Here is a 15,665-nt window from a genome sequence, read left to right on the forward strand (position 1 = left end):
AACTGCCGCATGCTGATCAACTCGAAGAAACGCCTGGCCATCGTCGTGATCGGCCTGGCCGTATTGCTCCTGACCACCAATATCTACCTGTACCAACAGCGGGTAACCGAACGGCGGCTGCAGATCGAAAACATCTTCGCCAGCCGCGCCAAGCTGCTGAGCGTCTTTCTGGAGATGCGCAGGGATCAGGTCTCGGTCATGAGCAACCTGCTGATCGACGGCAACCTGCAGGCCCGGCAACAACCGCCGCCACCACTTCCGCCAACCAAGCTGCACCCGGAGCTGGGCATCTGGCACATTGACTCGGCGCCGGGTCGCGAAGGCCAGCTCAGTGGTGCCCTGCAGCAAAGCTACTCGGCGGATCAGCGCCGGGAAATCCAGGCCACCCTGGCACTCGACCCGCTCATTCGCGAAGCCATGGCGTTCAACCAGGAAGTCGCCTGGATCTACTATCTGTCGGCCAGCAGCTTCATCTACCTGGCCCCGGATGCCGCGCTCAAGCGTTTCCATTTCTCCGCGCAGCTGTATCAGCGCGCCTACTGGCTCGGCAACCTGCCACAGGCCAATCCCCGCGGACGCCTGACCATCCATGGTCCCTACGCCGATCTCGCCGGCAAGGGCCAGATCATGACCTTCTCCCAGCCGATCTATGTCGATCAGCAGTTTCTCGGCGTCACCGCTCTGGACCTGCGGATCGACACCCTGCAACAGCTGCTCGACGTGGGTGAAAGCACCGGCGAAAGCCTGCTGCTCAGCGACAGCGGACAGGTCATCGCACGCCAGGGCGACGTCGCCACGCCCACGCTGAACCAGCCGCCCATCAGCACGGAGCTGCACGAATGGCGAACCGATGCCCACGGCAACCACTGGCTGAGCACCCCACTGATCGACCATGAGCTGTGGCTGGTGCACCAGGTCAAGCGCCATGAACTGGAATGGGATGCCTTTCTCGACAGCCTGCCCGGCCTGCTGCTATCCAGCCTGCTGGCTCTGTTCTGCCTGCTGGCCTGGCGCCTGATGGACGCGCTCGGCGAGCTGACCCGCCTGACTCACACCGATCCACTGACCCAGACCCTTAACCGCCGCGGTTTCTACGAGCAGGCCGGTGCCAATCTGGCCATTGCCCAGCGCGAGAACCAGCGGGTCGCCGTGCTGCTGATGGATATCGACTTCTTCAAGAAGATCAACGACCAGCATGGCCATGACGCTGGCGATGTCGTACTCCGGCAAGTGGGCAGTTATCTGCTGCAGGGACGCCGCCCCTTCGACCTAATCTGCCGCTGGGGTGGCGAGGAGTTCATTGCCCTGTTTCGGCTACCCCATGGCGAAGACGCCATCCCGGTGGCCGAGCGCCTGCGTCAGCAGGCGCAACGCACGCGCATTCCGCAAGGCGACCTGCCGGTTACCCTGAGTGGCGGCCTGGTGCTGCTGGGCGCAGGCGAAGAACTGGAGGCGGCGATCAAACGCGCCGACGCGCTGCTCTACCGGGCCAAGCAGAACGGACGCAACCGCATCGAGCATGAATACCCGGCCACCGCGGCGGTGGCCGGGTAGCCCTTTACTCGGAGAGGTAGGACGAGCGGGTCAGACCCAGGCGCAGGGCGTCGAGGAACTGGCTGCGCTCGCGGCTGCTGAGATCGGCACTGGCCACCTTGTCGCGGTAGTGGGTCATCAGCTCCTCGGGCGACAGGTGCACATAGCGCAGCATGTCCTCGATGGTGTCGTGGGTCTCGATACCAGCATGATAGAAGCTGCCGTCGTCGTTCTGGTAGATGTTCACCGAGTCGGTATCGCCGAACAGGTTGTGCATGTCGCCGAGGATTTCCTGGTAGGCGCCGACCAGGAAAATGCCCAGCACATAGTCTTCACCCTCGCGCAGCTCATGCACCGGCAGGCTGGTCTCGATCGACTGCTCGTCGACGTACTGTTTGATCTTGCCGTCCGAGTCGCAGGTCAGGTCCTGCAGCACGGCGCGGCGCAGCGGCTCCTCATCGAGGCGGTTGAGCGGCAGGATCGGCAGGATCTGCTCGATCGCCCAGGTATCGGGCAGGCTCTGAAACACCGAGAAGTTGCAGATGTACTTGTCCGCCAGCTTGTCGTTGAGTTCGTCGAGCACCGCGCGGTGCGAACGCTGACGCGCCTTGAGCTGGTTGTGCAGGCGCCGGCAGATGGCGAAGTAGCACTGTTCGGCCAGGGCCTTCTGCGCCAGCGACAGCTTGCCGGCGGAGTACTGCGCGGCTACCTCGCTGATGTAGTGAGTCGCACGCCAGTAGGTCTCGGCAACCATTTCCGGATCACTGTCACCGAGCAGCTCGATCAGCACCTGCAGCACTTCCGGCTGCTCGGCCGCCGGATCGATCTCGGGCACCGCGTCGTTGTGTTTCTCCACGTCGGTCACCTGCACCAGCAGCACCGCATGGTGCGCGGTCATCGCCCGGCCGCTCTCGGAGAAGATGTGCGGGTGGGGGATTTCCTGGCGGTCGCAGAACTCGCGGAGCATGTCGACCACGGTGGCGGCGTAGTCTTCCATGTCGTAGTTGATCGAGCTGGCACTGCGCGAATGGGTGCCGTCGTAGTCGACGCCAAGGCCGCCGCCGACATCCACATGATCGACCGGCAGACCCAGGGCGCGCAGCTCGCCGTAGTAGCGGATGGCCTCGCGAAAGCCCTTGCGGTAATCGGCGATGTTGGCGATCTGCGAGCCCATGTGGAAGTGCAGCAGGCGGATGCCCTGATCCAGCCCGGCCTCTTTCAGACGCTGCACCACGGAAAGAATCTGCGCGGCAGACAGACCGAACTTGGACTTCTCGCCACCGGTGTCGGCCCACTTGCTGGAGGCCAGCGAGGACAGGCGCACGCGCAGGCCGATCTGCGGCAGCACCTGCAGCTCCTTGGCCTCCTCGATCACCAGACGCACCTCGGATTCCTTCTCGATGACGATGAACACGTTGTGGCCGAGCTTCTGCCCCATCAGCGCCAGACGGATGAACTCGCGATCCTTGTAACCGTTGCAGACGATGGTGCCGCCCTTGGGCGCCAACGCCAGCACCGCCAGCAGCTCCGGCTTGGAGCCGGCTTCCAGGCCGATGGAGACGTCCTGGGTGGCGATGATGTTTTCCACCACCGCTTCCTGCTGGTTGACCTTGATCGGGTACAGCGCGGTGTAGCGGTTGCGGTAGCCCAGGCGCTCGATGCTGGCATCGAAGGCGCCGGTCAGCTGGCGCACGCGGTCCTGCAGGATGTCAGGGAAACGCACCAGCAGCGGCAGCGACAGATCGGTCTGGCGCAGCTCGTCCACCAGCTGGTGCAGATCGATGGCACTGCGAGCCGCGCGGTTGGGACGGACCTCGACATGCCCGGCATCGCTGATGGCGAAGTAGCCGGCGCCCCAGTGGCGAATGCCATACACGCTGCGGCTATCGGCAACGGTCCACTGGCTGCCATCGTTCTTGCGGGTGCGACGTGTGGACATGGCGTCCTCCTGTTAGGCGACAGAGCCGCTCGATGGCGACTCCCAAGATGGAAAGTAAAGATGACAGACGGCCCCGCGTCGGCAGCAGCCTTCACGGAAACGCACGAAAAGAAAAGTCAGCCGCCGGACTTCTTGGCTTTGAAGCCGCGCTTGGCGAGTTCTTCGAGCAGCAGGTCGACCATGTCGCCCTGGATCTCGATGACGCCATCCTTGAGCCCACCGCCGCAGCCGCAGCGCTTCTTCAGCGCGCTGGCCAGTTCCTTCAGCTCGGCCTCGGCCAGGGGCACGCCAGTGACGGTGGTGACGGTCTTGCCGCCACGGCCTTTGGTTTCGCGGCGCACGCGGGCAATGCCGTCACCGGCAGGAATCTGGGTCTGCTTGCAGATACAGGCATCCACCGGCTGGTTACAGTCCGGGCAATGCCGGCCGCCATCGGTGGAATAGACGAGGCCGCCTAGTGCGGCAAATGACGCAGCTTTCTTGACCACCGGGCTGTCCTCTTGGGTTGGTCAGGATAGCGACTGGCTGAGGCAAACCTCAGCCGCGAAGCCCCACTCTGGCAGGGGCAGCGCTGCCGGCCACGCCATGCGGGCCGAATCCATTGCAAGCAACGGGCGGGGCGCAGTGTAACGGCATGCCCGGCGCTTGCTAAGAGCGTTTTTGCGTCATTGTGCTGCTAGATTCGCGACCTGTGCAAAATCGCCAACGCCACGTACGGCAAGGCTTTACAGCCTGTTTCAACGCGCTGGGTGGAAGCAGCGGGACCATGGTCGGATCGCCCAGGGCCGACGCCTCGGATATGCTCAAGCCCATTACGACTACAAGGTCACGCCCGTGCTGCTGCGCCTCGCCACCCTTATTTTCTGCCTGCTCGCCCTCCCGGCGTGGGCCGACGCGCCCGCACCGCTGACGCTGACGGAAGCCCAGCGCGCCTGGCTGCGGGCTCATGGGCCGCTGCGTGTGGGCATCGTCCTGCAGCCGCCCTACGCCCAGTTCGACCGCCGCCAGCAGCGCCTGTCCGGCGCCAACGTGGAGCTGATGGAGTGGCTGGGCCAGGCTCTGGGGGTCAGTTGGCAGTGGCAACACTATGCCAGCCAGGACGAACTGCAGGCCGCGCTCCGGGCCGGCGCCATCGACCTGGCCCCCGGCCTGTTGCAGACACCGGCCGGCCTGCGCCTCTGGCAGTACTCCGACCCGTACCTGCGCGTGCCGCATCTGGTGGTCGGCGAACGCAGCCATACCGGCGCGGTCGAACTGGATGCACTTGAAGCCGGCAGCGCCGTCAGCGTGGCCAGCAACAGTCCGGTACTGGCCTACCTGCGCAGCAACTTCAGCAACCTCGACCTGCGCCCCAGCCCGGATGAACAAGCCGCGTTGCAGCAGGTCATCAACCAGACCGCACGTTTCGCCGTGGCCGATGAAGCGCAACTCAGCCGTCTATCGCGCCTGCAGGAATTCAGCGAGCTGGCGGTAGTCGGCGACATCGGTTTCCCCCTGCTGCTGCGCGTGGCCAGTCGCCGCGACCAGCCGCAACTGGCGGAGCTGATCGGCAGCGCCCTGCGCAACCTGTCGCCGCAGCAGCTCAACCAGCTGCACGACCGCTGGCTGCAGATCCAGTACCCGCGCCTGAGCGAATCACCGGGACTGTGGCAGAACATCAGCCTGTTGTTGTTGGCCCTGCTGCTGGCCAGCGCGGCGATCATCACCTGGCTGCTACGCCAGCGCAGCGGTCTGGAAAAACGCCTGCTCGATGCCCGCCTGCAACTCAGTCAGCAACTGGCGGCGGAAGAAGCCCTGCGCCTGGCCCAGTTCGCCATCGACCAGAGCACCGTGGGCATTCTCTGGGTCAACTGGGACAGCCGCGTGCGCTATGCCAACGCGGCCGCCGAACAGATGCTCGGCTATCCGGCCGGCGCGGTGGTGGACCGGCCGCTGGCCGACTTCGAGCCCGGCCTGCACATGGACCGCTGGCTCGGCCTGTGGCGCCGAGCACGGCAGCCGGAGGAAGGCGCCCTGAGCTTCGAAACCCAGTGCGTGCGCGCCGACGGCAGCCTGCTGCCAGTGGATGTGTCGATCAGTTTCCTGCGCTTCGGCGAGAGTGAATACCTGCTGGTGTTCCTCAGCGATGTCACCGAACGGCGCCGAGCCCATGCGGCACTGGAAGAAAGCGAAGCACGCCTGAAGGGCATCGCCGGCAACGTGCCCGGTCTGGTCTTCCGTCTGGAACGGGCGGCGCCGGGCGCCCCGGTGCTGTTCGCCTACATGAGCGAAGCCAGTCAGGGTCTGCTGGGCTACTCCGCCGAGTTCCTCTCCCATGCCGACCGCGGCATCCGCAGCCTGGCCCACCCGGACGACCAGGCCGACTACCGCGCCATTCAGGACGCGGCCCTGGCCGCCGACCGCGACTGGCAGTGGCAGGGTCGCCTGCTGACCCAAAGCGGCGAACAGCGCTGGGTCGACATCAAGGCCACCGCCCGGCGCTTCGAGGATGGCCGCGTGGTGTGGGACGGCATCGTCTGGGACATCAGCGCCAACAAGGCCATCGAGCTGGCCCTGGGCGAATCCCGCGCCCAGCTGCGCGAGCTGTCGGCGCATCTGGAGAGCGTGCGCGAGGAGGAAAAGGCGCGCATCGCCCGCGAGGTGCACGACGAGCTGGGCCAGGTGCTCACCGTGCTCAAGCTGGAAACCTCGATGTGCGAACTGGCCTACGCCGACCTCGACCCTGGCCTGCAGGCGCGCCTGGACAGCATGAAGAAACTTATCGCCAGCCTGTTCCAGCTGGTGCGTGACGTTGCCACTGCCCTGCGCCCGCCGATTCTCGATGCCGGCATCGCCTCGGCCATCGAATGGCAGGCGCGGCGCTTCGAGGCGCGCAGCCAGATCCCCTGCCTGGTGGAAGTGCCGGAGCAGTTGCCGGCGCTGTCCGACGCCAAGGCCATCGGCCTGTTCCGCGTACTGCAGGAAGCGCTGACCAACATTCTGCGCCACGCCCAGGCCCACAGCGTGGAGATCAGCCTGCGCGCGCAGGGCCATCAGCTGTGCCTGCGGGTCAGCGATGACGGCCGCGGTTTCGACCCGGCGGCGGTGCACGGCTCCTTTGGCCTGGTCGGCATGCGCGAGCGCGTGCTGATGCTCGGCGGCACACTAAGCCTCGACAGCCACCCCGGTGCAGGCACTACCCTGTGTGTATACGTGGCCCTGGATGAGGAGACAGAGCAGTGATTCGAGTGCTGGTGGCCGAAGACCACACCATTGTCCGCGAGGGCATCAAGCAACTGATCGGCATGGCCAAGGACATGCAGGTGGTGGGCGAGGCCGGCAACGGCGAACAGCTGATGGAGGTGCTGCGTCAGACGCCCTGCGACGTGGTGCTGCTGGATATTTCCATGCCCGGCGTGAATGGCCTGGAAGCCATCCCGCGCATTCGCGCCCTGCTCCAGCCACCGGCGGTGCTGATGCTGTCGATGCACGACGAGGCGCAGATGGCCGCCCGCGCCCTGAAGGTCGGCGCCGCCGGCTACGCCACTAAGGACAGCGATCCGGCGCTGCTGCTCACCGCCATCCGCAAGGTCGCCAGCGGCGGCCGCTACATCGATCCGGAGCTGGCCGACCGCATGGTCTTCGAGGTCGGCCTGACCGACTCGCGGCCGCCCCATGCTCTGCTCTCCGAGCGCGAGTTCTCCGTGTTCGAGCGCCTGGTTCAGGGCGAGGGCGTCAACGAGATCGCCCAGCACCTGGCGATCAGCAGCAAGACCGTGAGCACGCATAAGGCGCGCCTGATGGAAAAGATGGGCGCCCACTCGGTGGCCGAACTGGTCAAGTATGCCCTGGAACACAAGCTGGTCTGACGCCCTCACCCCCAGCCCCTCTCCCAAAGGGAGAGGGGAGCTAAGGCGCAGACCGTTTTCTCCCTCTCCCTCCGGGAGAGGGCCAGGGTGAGGGGGCTGCCGGCAACTCGCACACTTGTAGGGCAATCCCTACAAAAAATCGGCCTGCCGCCCTACCGCAAGTTGTCCGCCTGCCCGATTTGTTGGACGGTCCCGCGCACCTAGTCTTTGCTCATCGGCAAGACAAAAACAAAAGGTGCGGTGATGAGCGATTCTCAGGCAAACGACATCCTGGTCAGTTTCCGCGGCGTGCAGAAGAGCTACGACGGCGAAGCGCTGATCGTCAAAGATCTCAACCTGGATATCCGCAAGGGCGAGTTCCTCACCCTGCTCGGCCCGTCCGGTTCCGGCAAGACCACCAGCCTGATGATGCTGGCCGGTTTCGAAACCCCCACCGCCGGGGAAATCCTCCTCGACGGCAAGGCCATCAACAACGTGCCGCCGCACAAGCGCAACATCGGCATGGTGTTCCAGAACTACGCGCTGTTCCCGCACATGACGGTGGCCGAGAACATGGCCTTCCCGCTCAGCGTGCGCGGCATGAACAAGACCGACATCCACGAGCGGGTCAAACGCTCGCTGGCCATGGTCCAGCTGGACAAGTTCCGCCACCGCTACCCCGGCCAGCTCTCCGGTGGTCAGCAGCAGCGCGTGGCGCTGGCCCGCGCACTGGTGTTCGAGCCGCAGCTGGTGCTCATGGACGAACCGCTCGGCGCGCTGGACAAGCAGCTGCGCGAGCACATGCAGATGGAGATCAAGCACATCCACGAGCGCCTGGGCGTCACCGTGGTCTATGTGACCCACGACCAGGGCGAAGCCCTGACCATGTCCGACCGCGTGGCCGTATTCCATCAGGGCGAGATCCAGCAGATCGCTCCGCCGCGCGATCTCTACGAGGCGCCGAGCAACACCTTCGTCGCCCACTTCATCGGCGAGAACAACCGCCTGCCGGGCACCCTGGTCAGCCGCGACGGCGAGCGCTGCAGCGTCAAGCTGGCCCGCGGCGAAAACGTCCAGGCCCTGGCGGTCAAGGTCGGCGCCAGCGGCGAGCCGGTCAGCCTGTCGATCCGCCCCGAGCGCGTGCGCCTGAATGCCGCCAGCGAGAACTGCGCCAACCGCTTCAGCGGCCGGGTCGCCGAGTTCATCTACCTGGGCGACCACGTGCGCATCCGCATGGAGGTCTGCGGCAACCCGAACTTCTTCGTCAAACAGCCCATCGCCGAACTCGACCCCGCCCTGGGCGTGGGCGATGTCGTGCCGCTGGGCTGGCATGTCGAGCACGTCCGCGCCCTCGATCCGCTGCTGGCGGAATGAGTGCGCCGCGCCACACCCCACAACAGCAAAACCCCATACCCTGCACCGTGGAGACAACAACAATGAGCACCGCAACCCGCAGCAAGTTGACCAGTAGCACCTTCCGTCTCGCCGGCCTGGCCCTGGGCCTCGCCGCCGCATCCTCGGCCATGGCCGCCGACCTCACCGTGATTTCCTTCGGTGGCGCCAACAAGGACGCCCAGACCAAGGGCTTCTACCAGCCGTGGGAAGCCACCGGCAAAGGCAAGATCATCGCCGGTGAGTACAACGGCGAAATGGCCAAGGTCAAAGCCATGGTCGACACCAACAGCGTGTCCTGGCATCTGGTCGAAGTGGAGTCGCCGGAGCTGGCCCGTGGTTGCGACGAAGGCATGTTCGAGGAAATCGACCCGGCCATTCTCGGCAATCCCAAGGACTACGTGGAAGGCACCATCCAGCCGTGCGGCATCGGCTTCTTCGTTTACTCCACGGTCATGGCCTACAACGCCGACAAGCTGAAAACCGCCCCGCAGGGCTGGAACGATTTCTGGGACGTGAACAAGTTCCCGGGCAAGCGCGGCTTGCGCAAGGGCGCCAAGTACACCCTGGAATTCGCCCTGATGGCGGACGGCGTGGCACCGAAAGAGGTGTACACCGTGCTCGCCACCAAGGAAGGCCAGGACCGCGCCTTCAAGAAGCTCGACGAGATCAAGCCGCACATCCAGTGGTGGGAAGCCGGTGCCCAACCGCCGCAGTTCCTCGCCTCCGGTGACGTGGTCATGAGCTCGGCCTACAACGGCCGCATCGCCGCAGTGCAGAAGGAAAGCAACCTGCAGATCGTGTGGAACGGCGGCATCTACGACTTCGACTCCTGGGCCATCCCGAAGGGTGCCAAGGATGCCGACGCCGCCAAGGAGTTCATCGCCTTCACCCTGCAGCCGCAGCAGCAGAAGGTCTACTCGTCCAACATCGCCTACGGCCCGGCCAACAAGAAGGCAGTGATGCTGCTGGACCCGGCGCTGGGCAAGGACATGCCGACCACCAAGGCCAACATTGCCAATCAGGTGGCCATGGACGTGACCTTCTGGGCCGACTACGGCGAGCAGCTGGAACAGCGCTTCAACGCCTGGGCGGCCAAGTAAGTTTCAACAGTGGTGCCCTCTCCTGACGGAGAGGTTTGCGAGAGGGGCGGCCCGTGCCCCTCTCATCCCTCGCCTGCCTTGGGCGAGGGTGTTTTATCCCGGTGTCTCTGGAGCCCGCGATGGCCACTACCGTTTCCCTCACTGAATTCGCCGGACTGACGCTCAAGCAGAAGCTGGCGCGTGCCGAACGCATCAACCGGCTCAAGGCCCAGGGCCTGATCCTGCCGCTGCTGCTGTTCCTCTTTGTCGTCTTCGTCCTGCCGATCGCCCTGCTGCTGTACAAGAGCGTGGAAAACCCGGAAGTGGTACGCAGCCTGCCGCGCACAGTTACAGCCATCGCCAGCTGGGACGGCCGCGGCCTGCCCGCCGAACCGGTGTATCAGGCACTGGCCGTGGACCTGGCCGAAGCGCGCAAGCAACAGACCATCGGCGACCTGTCCAAGCGCATGAACATGGAACTGGCCGGCTACCGCAGCCTGATGGCCAAGACCGGACGCGCCCTGCCGTTCAAGCAGGAACCGGCTTCCTACAAGGATGCCCTCGAGAACCTCGACGAGCGCTGGGGTGACCCCGCCTACTGGCAGGTGATCCGCCGCAACAGCAGCGCCTTCACCGGCTACTACCTGCTGGCGGCACTCGACCACCGCATCGACGATCTCGGCGAGCTGGCGGCCGCCACTCCGGATCAGTCGATCTACCTGGATATCTTCGCCCGCACTTTCTGGATGGGGCTGGTGATCACCCTGCTCTGCCTGGTGCTGGCCTACCCGCTGGCTTACCTGCTGGCCAACCTGCCGACCCGCACCAGCAACCTGCTGATGATTCTGGTGCTGCTGCCGTTCTGGACCTCGATTCTGGTGCGGGTGGCGGCGTGGATCGTGCTGCTGCAGTCCGGCGGTCTGATCAACAGCACGCTGATGGCGCTGGGCATCATCGACCAGCCGCTGCAGCTGGTGTTCAACCGCACCGGTGTGTACATCTCCATGGTGCACATCATGCTGCCGTTCATGATCCTGCCGATCTACAGCGTGATGAAGGGCATATCGCCGACCTACATGCGCGCCGCCATTTCTCTCGGCTGCCACCCGTTCGCCAGCTTCTGGCGCGTGTACTTCCCGCAGACCGTGGCCGGTGTCGGCGCTGGCTGCCTGCTGGTGTTCATCCTGTCGATCGGCTACTACATCACCCCGGCCCTGCTGGGCAGCCCGAACGATCAGATGATCAGCTACTTCGTCGCCTTCTACACCAACAGCACCATCAACTGGGGCATGGCCACCGCCCTCGGCGGCCTGCTGCTGCTCGCCACCATGCTGCTGTACGTGGTGTACAGCTGGCTGGTCGGCGCCAGCCGTCTGCGTCTGGGTTGATCAGGAGAACATCGACATGCTCAGTCCGTACAAATCCCCGATCGAGAAACTCTGGTTCTGGACCCACCGTAGCCTCTGCGCCCTGGTCCTGCTGTTCCTGGTCCTGCCAATCCTGGTGATCGTGCCGCTGTCGTTCAACTCCGGCAGCTTCCTGGTCTACCCGCTGCAGGGCCTGTCCATGCGCTGGTACGCCGATTTCTTCACCTCGGCCGAGTGGATGCGCTCGCTGACCAACAGCATGATCGTCGCCCCGGCGGCGACCCTGCTGGCCATGGTCTTCGGCACCCTGGCGGCCATCGGCCTGACCCGCGGCGAATTTCGCGGCAAGGCGCTGGTGATGAGTCTGCTGATCTCGCCGATGGTCGCCCCGGTGGTCATCGTCGGTGTCGCCAGCTACCTGTTCTTTGCGCCGCTGGGGCTGGGCAACAGCTACATCTCGCTGATCCTGGTGCACGCCGTGCTGGGCGTGCCCTTCGTGATCATCACCGTGTCGGCCACCCTGCAGGGCTTCAACTACAACCTGGTGCGCGCCGCCGCCAGCATGGGTGCGTCACCGCTGCTGGCATTCCGCAAGGTGACCCTGCCGCTGATCGCCCCCGGGGTGATTTCCGGCGCGCTGTTCGCCTTTGCCACCTCGTTCGACGAAGTGGTGGTGACCCTGTTCCTCGCCGGCCCCGAGCAGGCCACCCTGCCGCGGCAGATGTTCAGCGGTATCCGCGAGAACCTGTCACCAACCATCGCGGCGGCGGCGACGCTGCTGATCGGTTTCTCCATCGTCATGCTGCTGACGCTGGAGTGGCTGCGCGGGCGCAGCGAGAAGCTGCGGACTCAGCAGCCGGGCTGAAGATCGATGCTGCATATGAAAACGGGCGCCTTGAGGCGCCCGTTTTGTTTCCCCACCCGATGCGCTAAGCCCATTGCCGGAGTGGCCGGATAATCAGGTTTCGCCCTGCTGGGCGAGTTTCTTTTGGCATTGTCCCAAAAGAAACCAAAAGGTCTAGCCCCGTCATCCGGCCCAGCGCTTCGCGCAGGGTCCGCTCACTCCATCGCTGCTCCGAGGGCCGGCTTACAAGGCCGTCGTGGCCCTTTAAGCCTCTCGCCGCATCCCTGCGGCTCGCCCCTCTGCGCAACGATTCCATTCGCCCTCCTGAAAGGGGCGTGAGGTGTTGCCTGCAAGGCAGTGCACAGAGAGCCAAAGAGCCCAAGCGTTTGGATTCAAACCTTCAGGCCACTCGGAGCCGAGTCCCCGTCAGGAGGCCGACTGGAGGTGTCGCGCAGGGGGACGAGCGGCCGGGATGGCCGCGCGAGGCATAACGGGACAAGGACGTCCCGTGTATGCCGGTCCCCGAAGCGGCGCCGGAGGGAGGGAAGTCTGGCCACAGGCCAGACCCGGATGTCGGGGGGCGCTTTCTTTTGCTTACTTTTCTTTGCGCAAACAAAGAAAAGTGAGTCGCCCGGCTGGGCGAAACCAAACATTCAAGCACTCGCACTAAATAGCCAGAGCACAGCGTGAAACAGCACCTTCAGTGCAAATGCGGGGTTTCACAAAACACTGATGCAGCATTGAGGCTCAGCGGGGCTTTTTCCCCGCCGGTTTACCACCGAGCTTGCCACCCGCCTTGGCCCCACCACCGCCCAGCTTGGGCACCTGGCGCACCGCCTTGACCTTGGGCTTGTTGTCATCGCCCTCAAACCAGCGCCCCAGGTGAATATTGCCCTTGCCGCCGGCCGATGCGCCGCTGCCGGGCACCAGTTTCTGCTTGGGCTTCTTCGGCTTTTTCAGAATGGCGCCACCGGGAGCCGTCAGCGGTACACGGTGATCGGGAATGAAATCCGGCTCGTCGCGGCGCTGCAGCACCTGACCGATCAGGGTCTCGATGGCGGCGAGCTGGTCCACCTCGTCGGCACACACCAGCGAGATCGCCTCGCCGGTCGCGCCCGCCCGCCCGGTACGACCGATGCGGTGCACATAATCCTCGGCCACGATGGGCAGGTCGAAATTGACCACCTGTGGCAGGTCGTGAATATCCAGACCACGGGCGGCGACATCGGTGGCCACCAGAATCTGCACCTCACCGGCCTTGAAGCGCTCCAGCGCGCGCAGGCGGCTGGGTTGCGGCTTGTCGCCGTGGATCGCATCGGCGCTGACGCCCTCGGCCAACAGCTCCTCGACCAGCGCATCCACTCCCTTGCGCGTCTTGGCAAACACCAGCACCTGCCCCCAGCGCTGCTGTGCCAGCAGGTGCAGGAACAGCTCGGCCTTGCGCTTCTTGTCCACCGGAATCAGCCACTGCTTGACGCTCTTGGCCGCGGCATTGCGCGGGCTGACCTCGATCGACAGCGGGTTGCGCAGCAGCTCCTTGGCCATGGCGCGGATGGCGTCGGAGAAGGTGGCGGAAAACAGCAGGGTCTGGCGTTTTTTCGGCAGGGCGCAGAACAGCTCGTCAAGCTCGCGGGCAAAGCCCAGGTCGAGCATGCGGTCGGCCTCATCCAGCACCAGCGCCTGCAGCTGCTCGAAGCGCACGGCGTTCTGCCGGTACAGGTCCAGCAGACGACCGGGCGTGGCCACCAGGATGTCGATGCCCTTGCGCAGCTTCATCATCTGCGGGTTGATGCTCACCCCGCCGTACACCGCGTAGCAGCGCAGCGGCAGGTTCTGCCCGTAGGCCAGCAGACTCTGCTGCACCTGCTCGGCCAGCTCGCGGGTCGGCACCAGCACCAGCGCCCGTACCGAGTTGCTCGCCACCTGCGGCCCCTGCTGAGTCAGGCGCTGCAGCAGCGGCAGGGCAAAACCGGCGGTCTTGCCGGTGCCGGTCTGTGCCGCGGCGAGCAGGTCTCGGCCCTTGAGCACCGCCGGTATCGCCTCTTTCTGCACCGGCGTCGGCGTCTGGTAATCAAGGGCGTTGAGGGTGACGAGCAGCGGCTCGATCAGGCCAAGGGCAGCAAAGGACATGGGGCAATACCGGGTCAGGCTCAAAGACCCGCTAGTTTACTCTGCCGCCCGACTTTGCGCCCGCCACTGCGGCAGACCGATGAGCAGCACGGCGGCGAGAATCACTGCCATCGCCAGCCATTCGGCCGTGTTGATCTGTTCGCCGGCAAAAACGATGCCCAGCAGCACCGCCACCACCGGGTTGACGTAGGCATAGCTGGTGGCCGCCGCCGGGCGCACGGTCTTGAGCAGATAGAGGTAGGCGCTGAAGGCGATCAGCGAGCCGAACACGATCAGGTACAGCAACGCCCCCCAGCCAGCCAGACTCGGCGCCTGCTCCAGACGCTCGCCGGTCAGCGCACTGGCGGCCAGCAGCACCACGCCGCCGCCGAGCATCTGGCAGGCCACCAGCATGAAGCCCTGTGGCAGGTCGAGCTGCTTGCTCCACATCGAACCGAACGCCCAGCTGGCAGCGGCCGACAGCAGCAGCGCGGCGCCCAGCGGGCTGGCCTTCAGGTTGTCACCGAGATTGAGCAGGGCGATGCCGAGCAGACCGAGGGCAATCCCGGTCCACTCCAGCGCACGCGGACGCTGCCCCCACAACAGGCCAAACAGCAGGGTGAACAGCGGTACCGTGGCAATCGCCAGCGCCGCCACCCCGGAGGCCACGCCCAGGTCTTCGGCCATGGTCACCGCGCCATTGCCGATGCTCAAAAGCAACACGCCCAGCACGCCGGTGTACAGCCACTGCCGGCGGGTCGGCCAGGGCGCACCACGCAGCCGCAGCAACGGCAGCAACAGCAGTGCAGGAATGATGAAGCGCAAACCGGCCATCAGCAGCGGCGGCCAGGATTCGACGCCGATGCGGATCACCAGGTAGGTCGAGCCCCAGATCAGATACAGGGCGGCAAAGGCACCGATCAGTAACCAGGGGAAACGGGAGGCAGGCATGACGCAACTCTCGACGTGCGGCGAGCCAGTGTGCGAGTCACTGGCACAGGCTGAACAGTTACAGTCGTCAGGAAAAACTGTACCGCTCAATGACGCAGCAGCAGCGTGCCTTCAATCGGCCGGTAGTCATCGGCCGCGCGCAGCAGTGCCTGGGCGGTCAGGCCGGGGACGCCATAGACCAGTGAGCGGGTGCCGAAGCGCAGCCTGGCCCGCTCCAGCAACTGATCGAAATCACCATCGCCAGAGGCCAGGACAATCTCGTCGACCCGTGCCGCCGCTTCGATCACATCCAGGGTAATGCCGACATCCCAGTCACCCTTGGCCGAACCGTCGCTGCGCTGGATATAGGGCTTGAGCTTCACGGTGAAACCGAGGTTGCGCAGGATCTGCTGAAAGCCCTGTTGCTTGGCATCGCCACGGTCGATGGCATAGGCATAGGCCTCGACAATCTGCCCGCGCGCCGCCACCTCCTGCCACAGGGCGTTGTAGTTGAAGTGGCAACCATGGGCCTGGCGCACGGTGTAGTAGAGGTTCTGCACATCGGCGAACAGGGCAATGGTTTTCACGGGGTGTTTGATGTCCGGATCGCGTCAGGGAGGCGGCGATTATGCGCCGATGGCT

12 protein-coding genes are annotated in these 15,665 nt (G+C 65.0%); 7 read left to right on the forward strand and 5 right to left on the reverse strand.

Features of this window, described 5'->3' with window-relative positions; all coding sequences use genetic code 11:
- Nucleotides 1-9: 9 nt before the first annotated feature.
- Nucleotides 10-1,554, forward strand: a complete 1,545-nt coding sequence (locus HNP49_RS13070) for a diguanylate cyclase (RefSeq protein WP_184683913.1) — start codon at nucleotides 10-12, stop codon at nucleotides 1,552-1,554.
- Between the two features lie 4 nt (nucleotides 1,555-1,558).
- Here HNP49_RS13070 and speA read toward each other — a convergent pair whose 3' ends face one another.
- Both speA and HNP49_RS13080 read right to left on the reverse strand, forming a co-directional pair.
- Complete coding sequence (gene speA / locus HNP49_RS13075) at nucleotides 1,559-3,472, reverse strand: arginine decarboxylase (protein WP_184683915.1); 1,914 nt, start codon at nucleotides 3,470-3,472, stop codon at nucleotides 1,559-1,561.
- 116 nt (nucleotides 3,473-3,588) lie between these two features.
- Complete coding sequence (locus HNP49_RS13080; RefSeq protein ID WP_184683917.1) at nucleotides 3,589-3,960, reverse strand: translation initiation factor Sui1; 372 nt, start codon at nucleotides 3,958-3,960, stop codon at nucleotides 3,589-3,591.
- Nucleotides 3,961-4,306: 346 nt separating this feature from the next.
- Here HNP49_RS13080 and HNP49_RS13085 point away from each other — a divergent pair, with 346 nt between their 5' ends.
- The 6 genes from HNP49_RS13085 (at nucleotide 4,307) to HNP49_RS13110 (ending at nucleotide 12,005) form a co-directional block, all read left to right on the forward strand.
- Entirely contained in the window at nucleotides 4,307-6,694 is a 2,388-nt protein-coding gene (locus tag HNP49_RS13085; protein WP_409372548.1) for a PAS domain S-box protein, read from the forward strand.
- Nucleotides 6,691-7,320 carry a response regulator transcription factor gene (locus HNP49_RS13090; protein ID WP_184683919.1) on the forward strand — a complete coding sequence of 210 codons (630 nt, stop codon included), beginning with the start codon at nucleotides 6,691-6,693 and terminating at the stop codon, nucleotides 7,318-7,320. The genes HNP49_RS13085 and HNP49_RS13090 overlap by 4 nt, the downstream gene beginning before the upstream one ends.
- Before the next feature lie 243 nt (nucleotides 7,321-7,563).
- Complete coding sequence (locus HNP49_RS13095; protein ID WP_184683920.1) at nucleotides 7,564-8,673, forward strand: ABC transporter ATP-binding protein; 1,110 nt, start codon at nucleotides 7,564-7,566, stop codon at nucleotides 8,671-8,673.
- A gap of 62 nt (nucleotides 8,674-8,735) precedes the next feature.
- Complete coding sequence (locus HNP49_RS13100; RefSeq protein WP_184683922.1) at nucleotides 8,736-9,794, forward strand: ABC transporter substrate-binding protein; 1,059 nt, start codon at nucleotides 8,736-8,738, stop codon at nucleotides 9,792-9,794.
- 119 nt (nucleotides 9,795-9,913) lie between these two features.
- Nucleotides 9,914-11,161 (forward strand): ABC transporter permease, encoded by a 1,248-nt coding sequence (locus HNP49_RS13105; protein ID WP_184683924.1) that lies wholly within the window; start codon nucleotides 9,914-9,916, stop codon nucleotides 11,159-11,161.
- A 16-nt stretch (nucleotides 11,162-11,177) separates the two neighbouring features.
- On the forward strand, nucleotides 11,178-12,005 hold the full coding sequence (locus HNP49_RS13110; RefSeq protein WP_095940322.1) for an ABC transporter permease: 828 nt from the start codon (nucleotides 11,178-11,180) through the stop codon (nucleotides 12,003-12,005).
- 726 nt (nucleotides 12,006-12,731) lie between these two features.
- Here the strand turns inward: HNP49_RS13110 and HNP49_RS13115 are convergent.
- From HNP49_RS13115 to HNP49_RS13125, 3 genes are all read right to left on the reverse strand, one after another.
- Nucleotides 12,732-14,114, reverse strand: a complete 1,383-nt coding sequence (locus HNP49_RS13115) for a DEAD/DEAH box helicase (RefSeq protein ID WP_184683925.1) — start codon at nucleotides 14,112-14,114, stop codon at nucleotides 12,732-12,734.
- Between the two features lie 36 nt (nucleotides 14,115-14,150).
- Entirely contained in the window at nucleotides 14,151-15,044 is an 894-nt protein-coding gene (yedA, locus tag HNP49_RS13120; protein WP_184683927.1) for a drug/metabolite exporter YedA, read from the reverse strand.
- Nucleotides 15,045-15,130: 86 nt separating this feature from the next.
- On the reverse strand, nucleotides 15,131-15,610 hold the full coding sequence (locus tag HNP49_RS13125; protein ID WP_184683929.1) for an NYN domain-containing protein: 480 nt from the start codon (nucleotides 15,608-15,610) through the stop codon (nucleotides 15,131-15,133).
- Nucleotides 15,611-15,665: the final 55 nt, after the last annotated feature.

The sequence above is a fragment of the Pseudomonas fluvialis genome, from assembly GCF_014207935.1.
Lineage (GTDB): Bacteria > Pseudomonadota > Gammaproteobacteria > Pseudomonadales > Pseudomonadaceae > Aquipseudomonas > Aquipseudomonas fluvialis_A.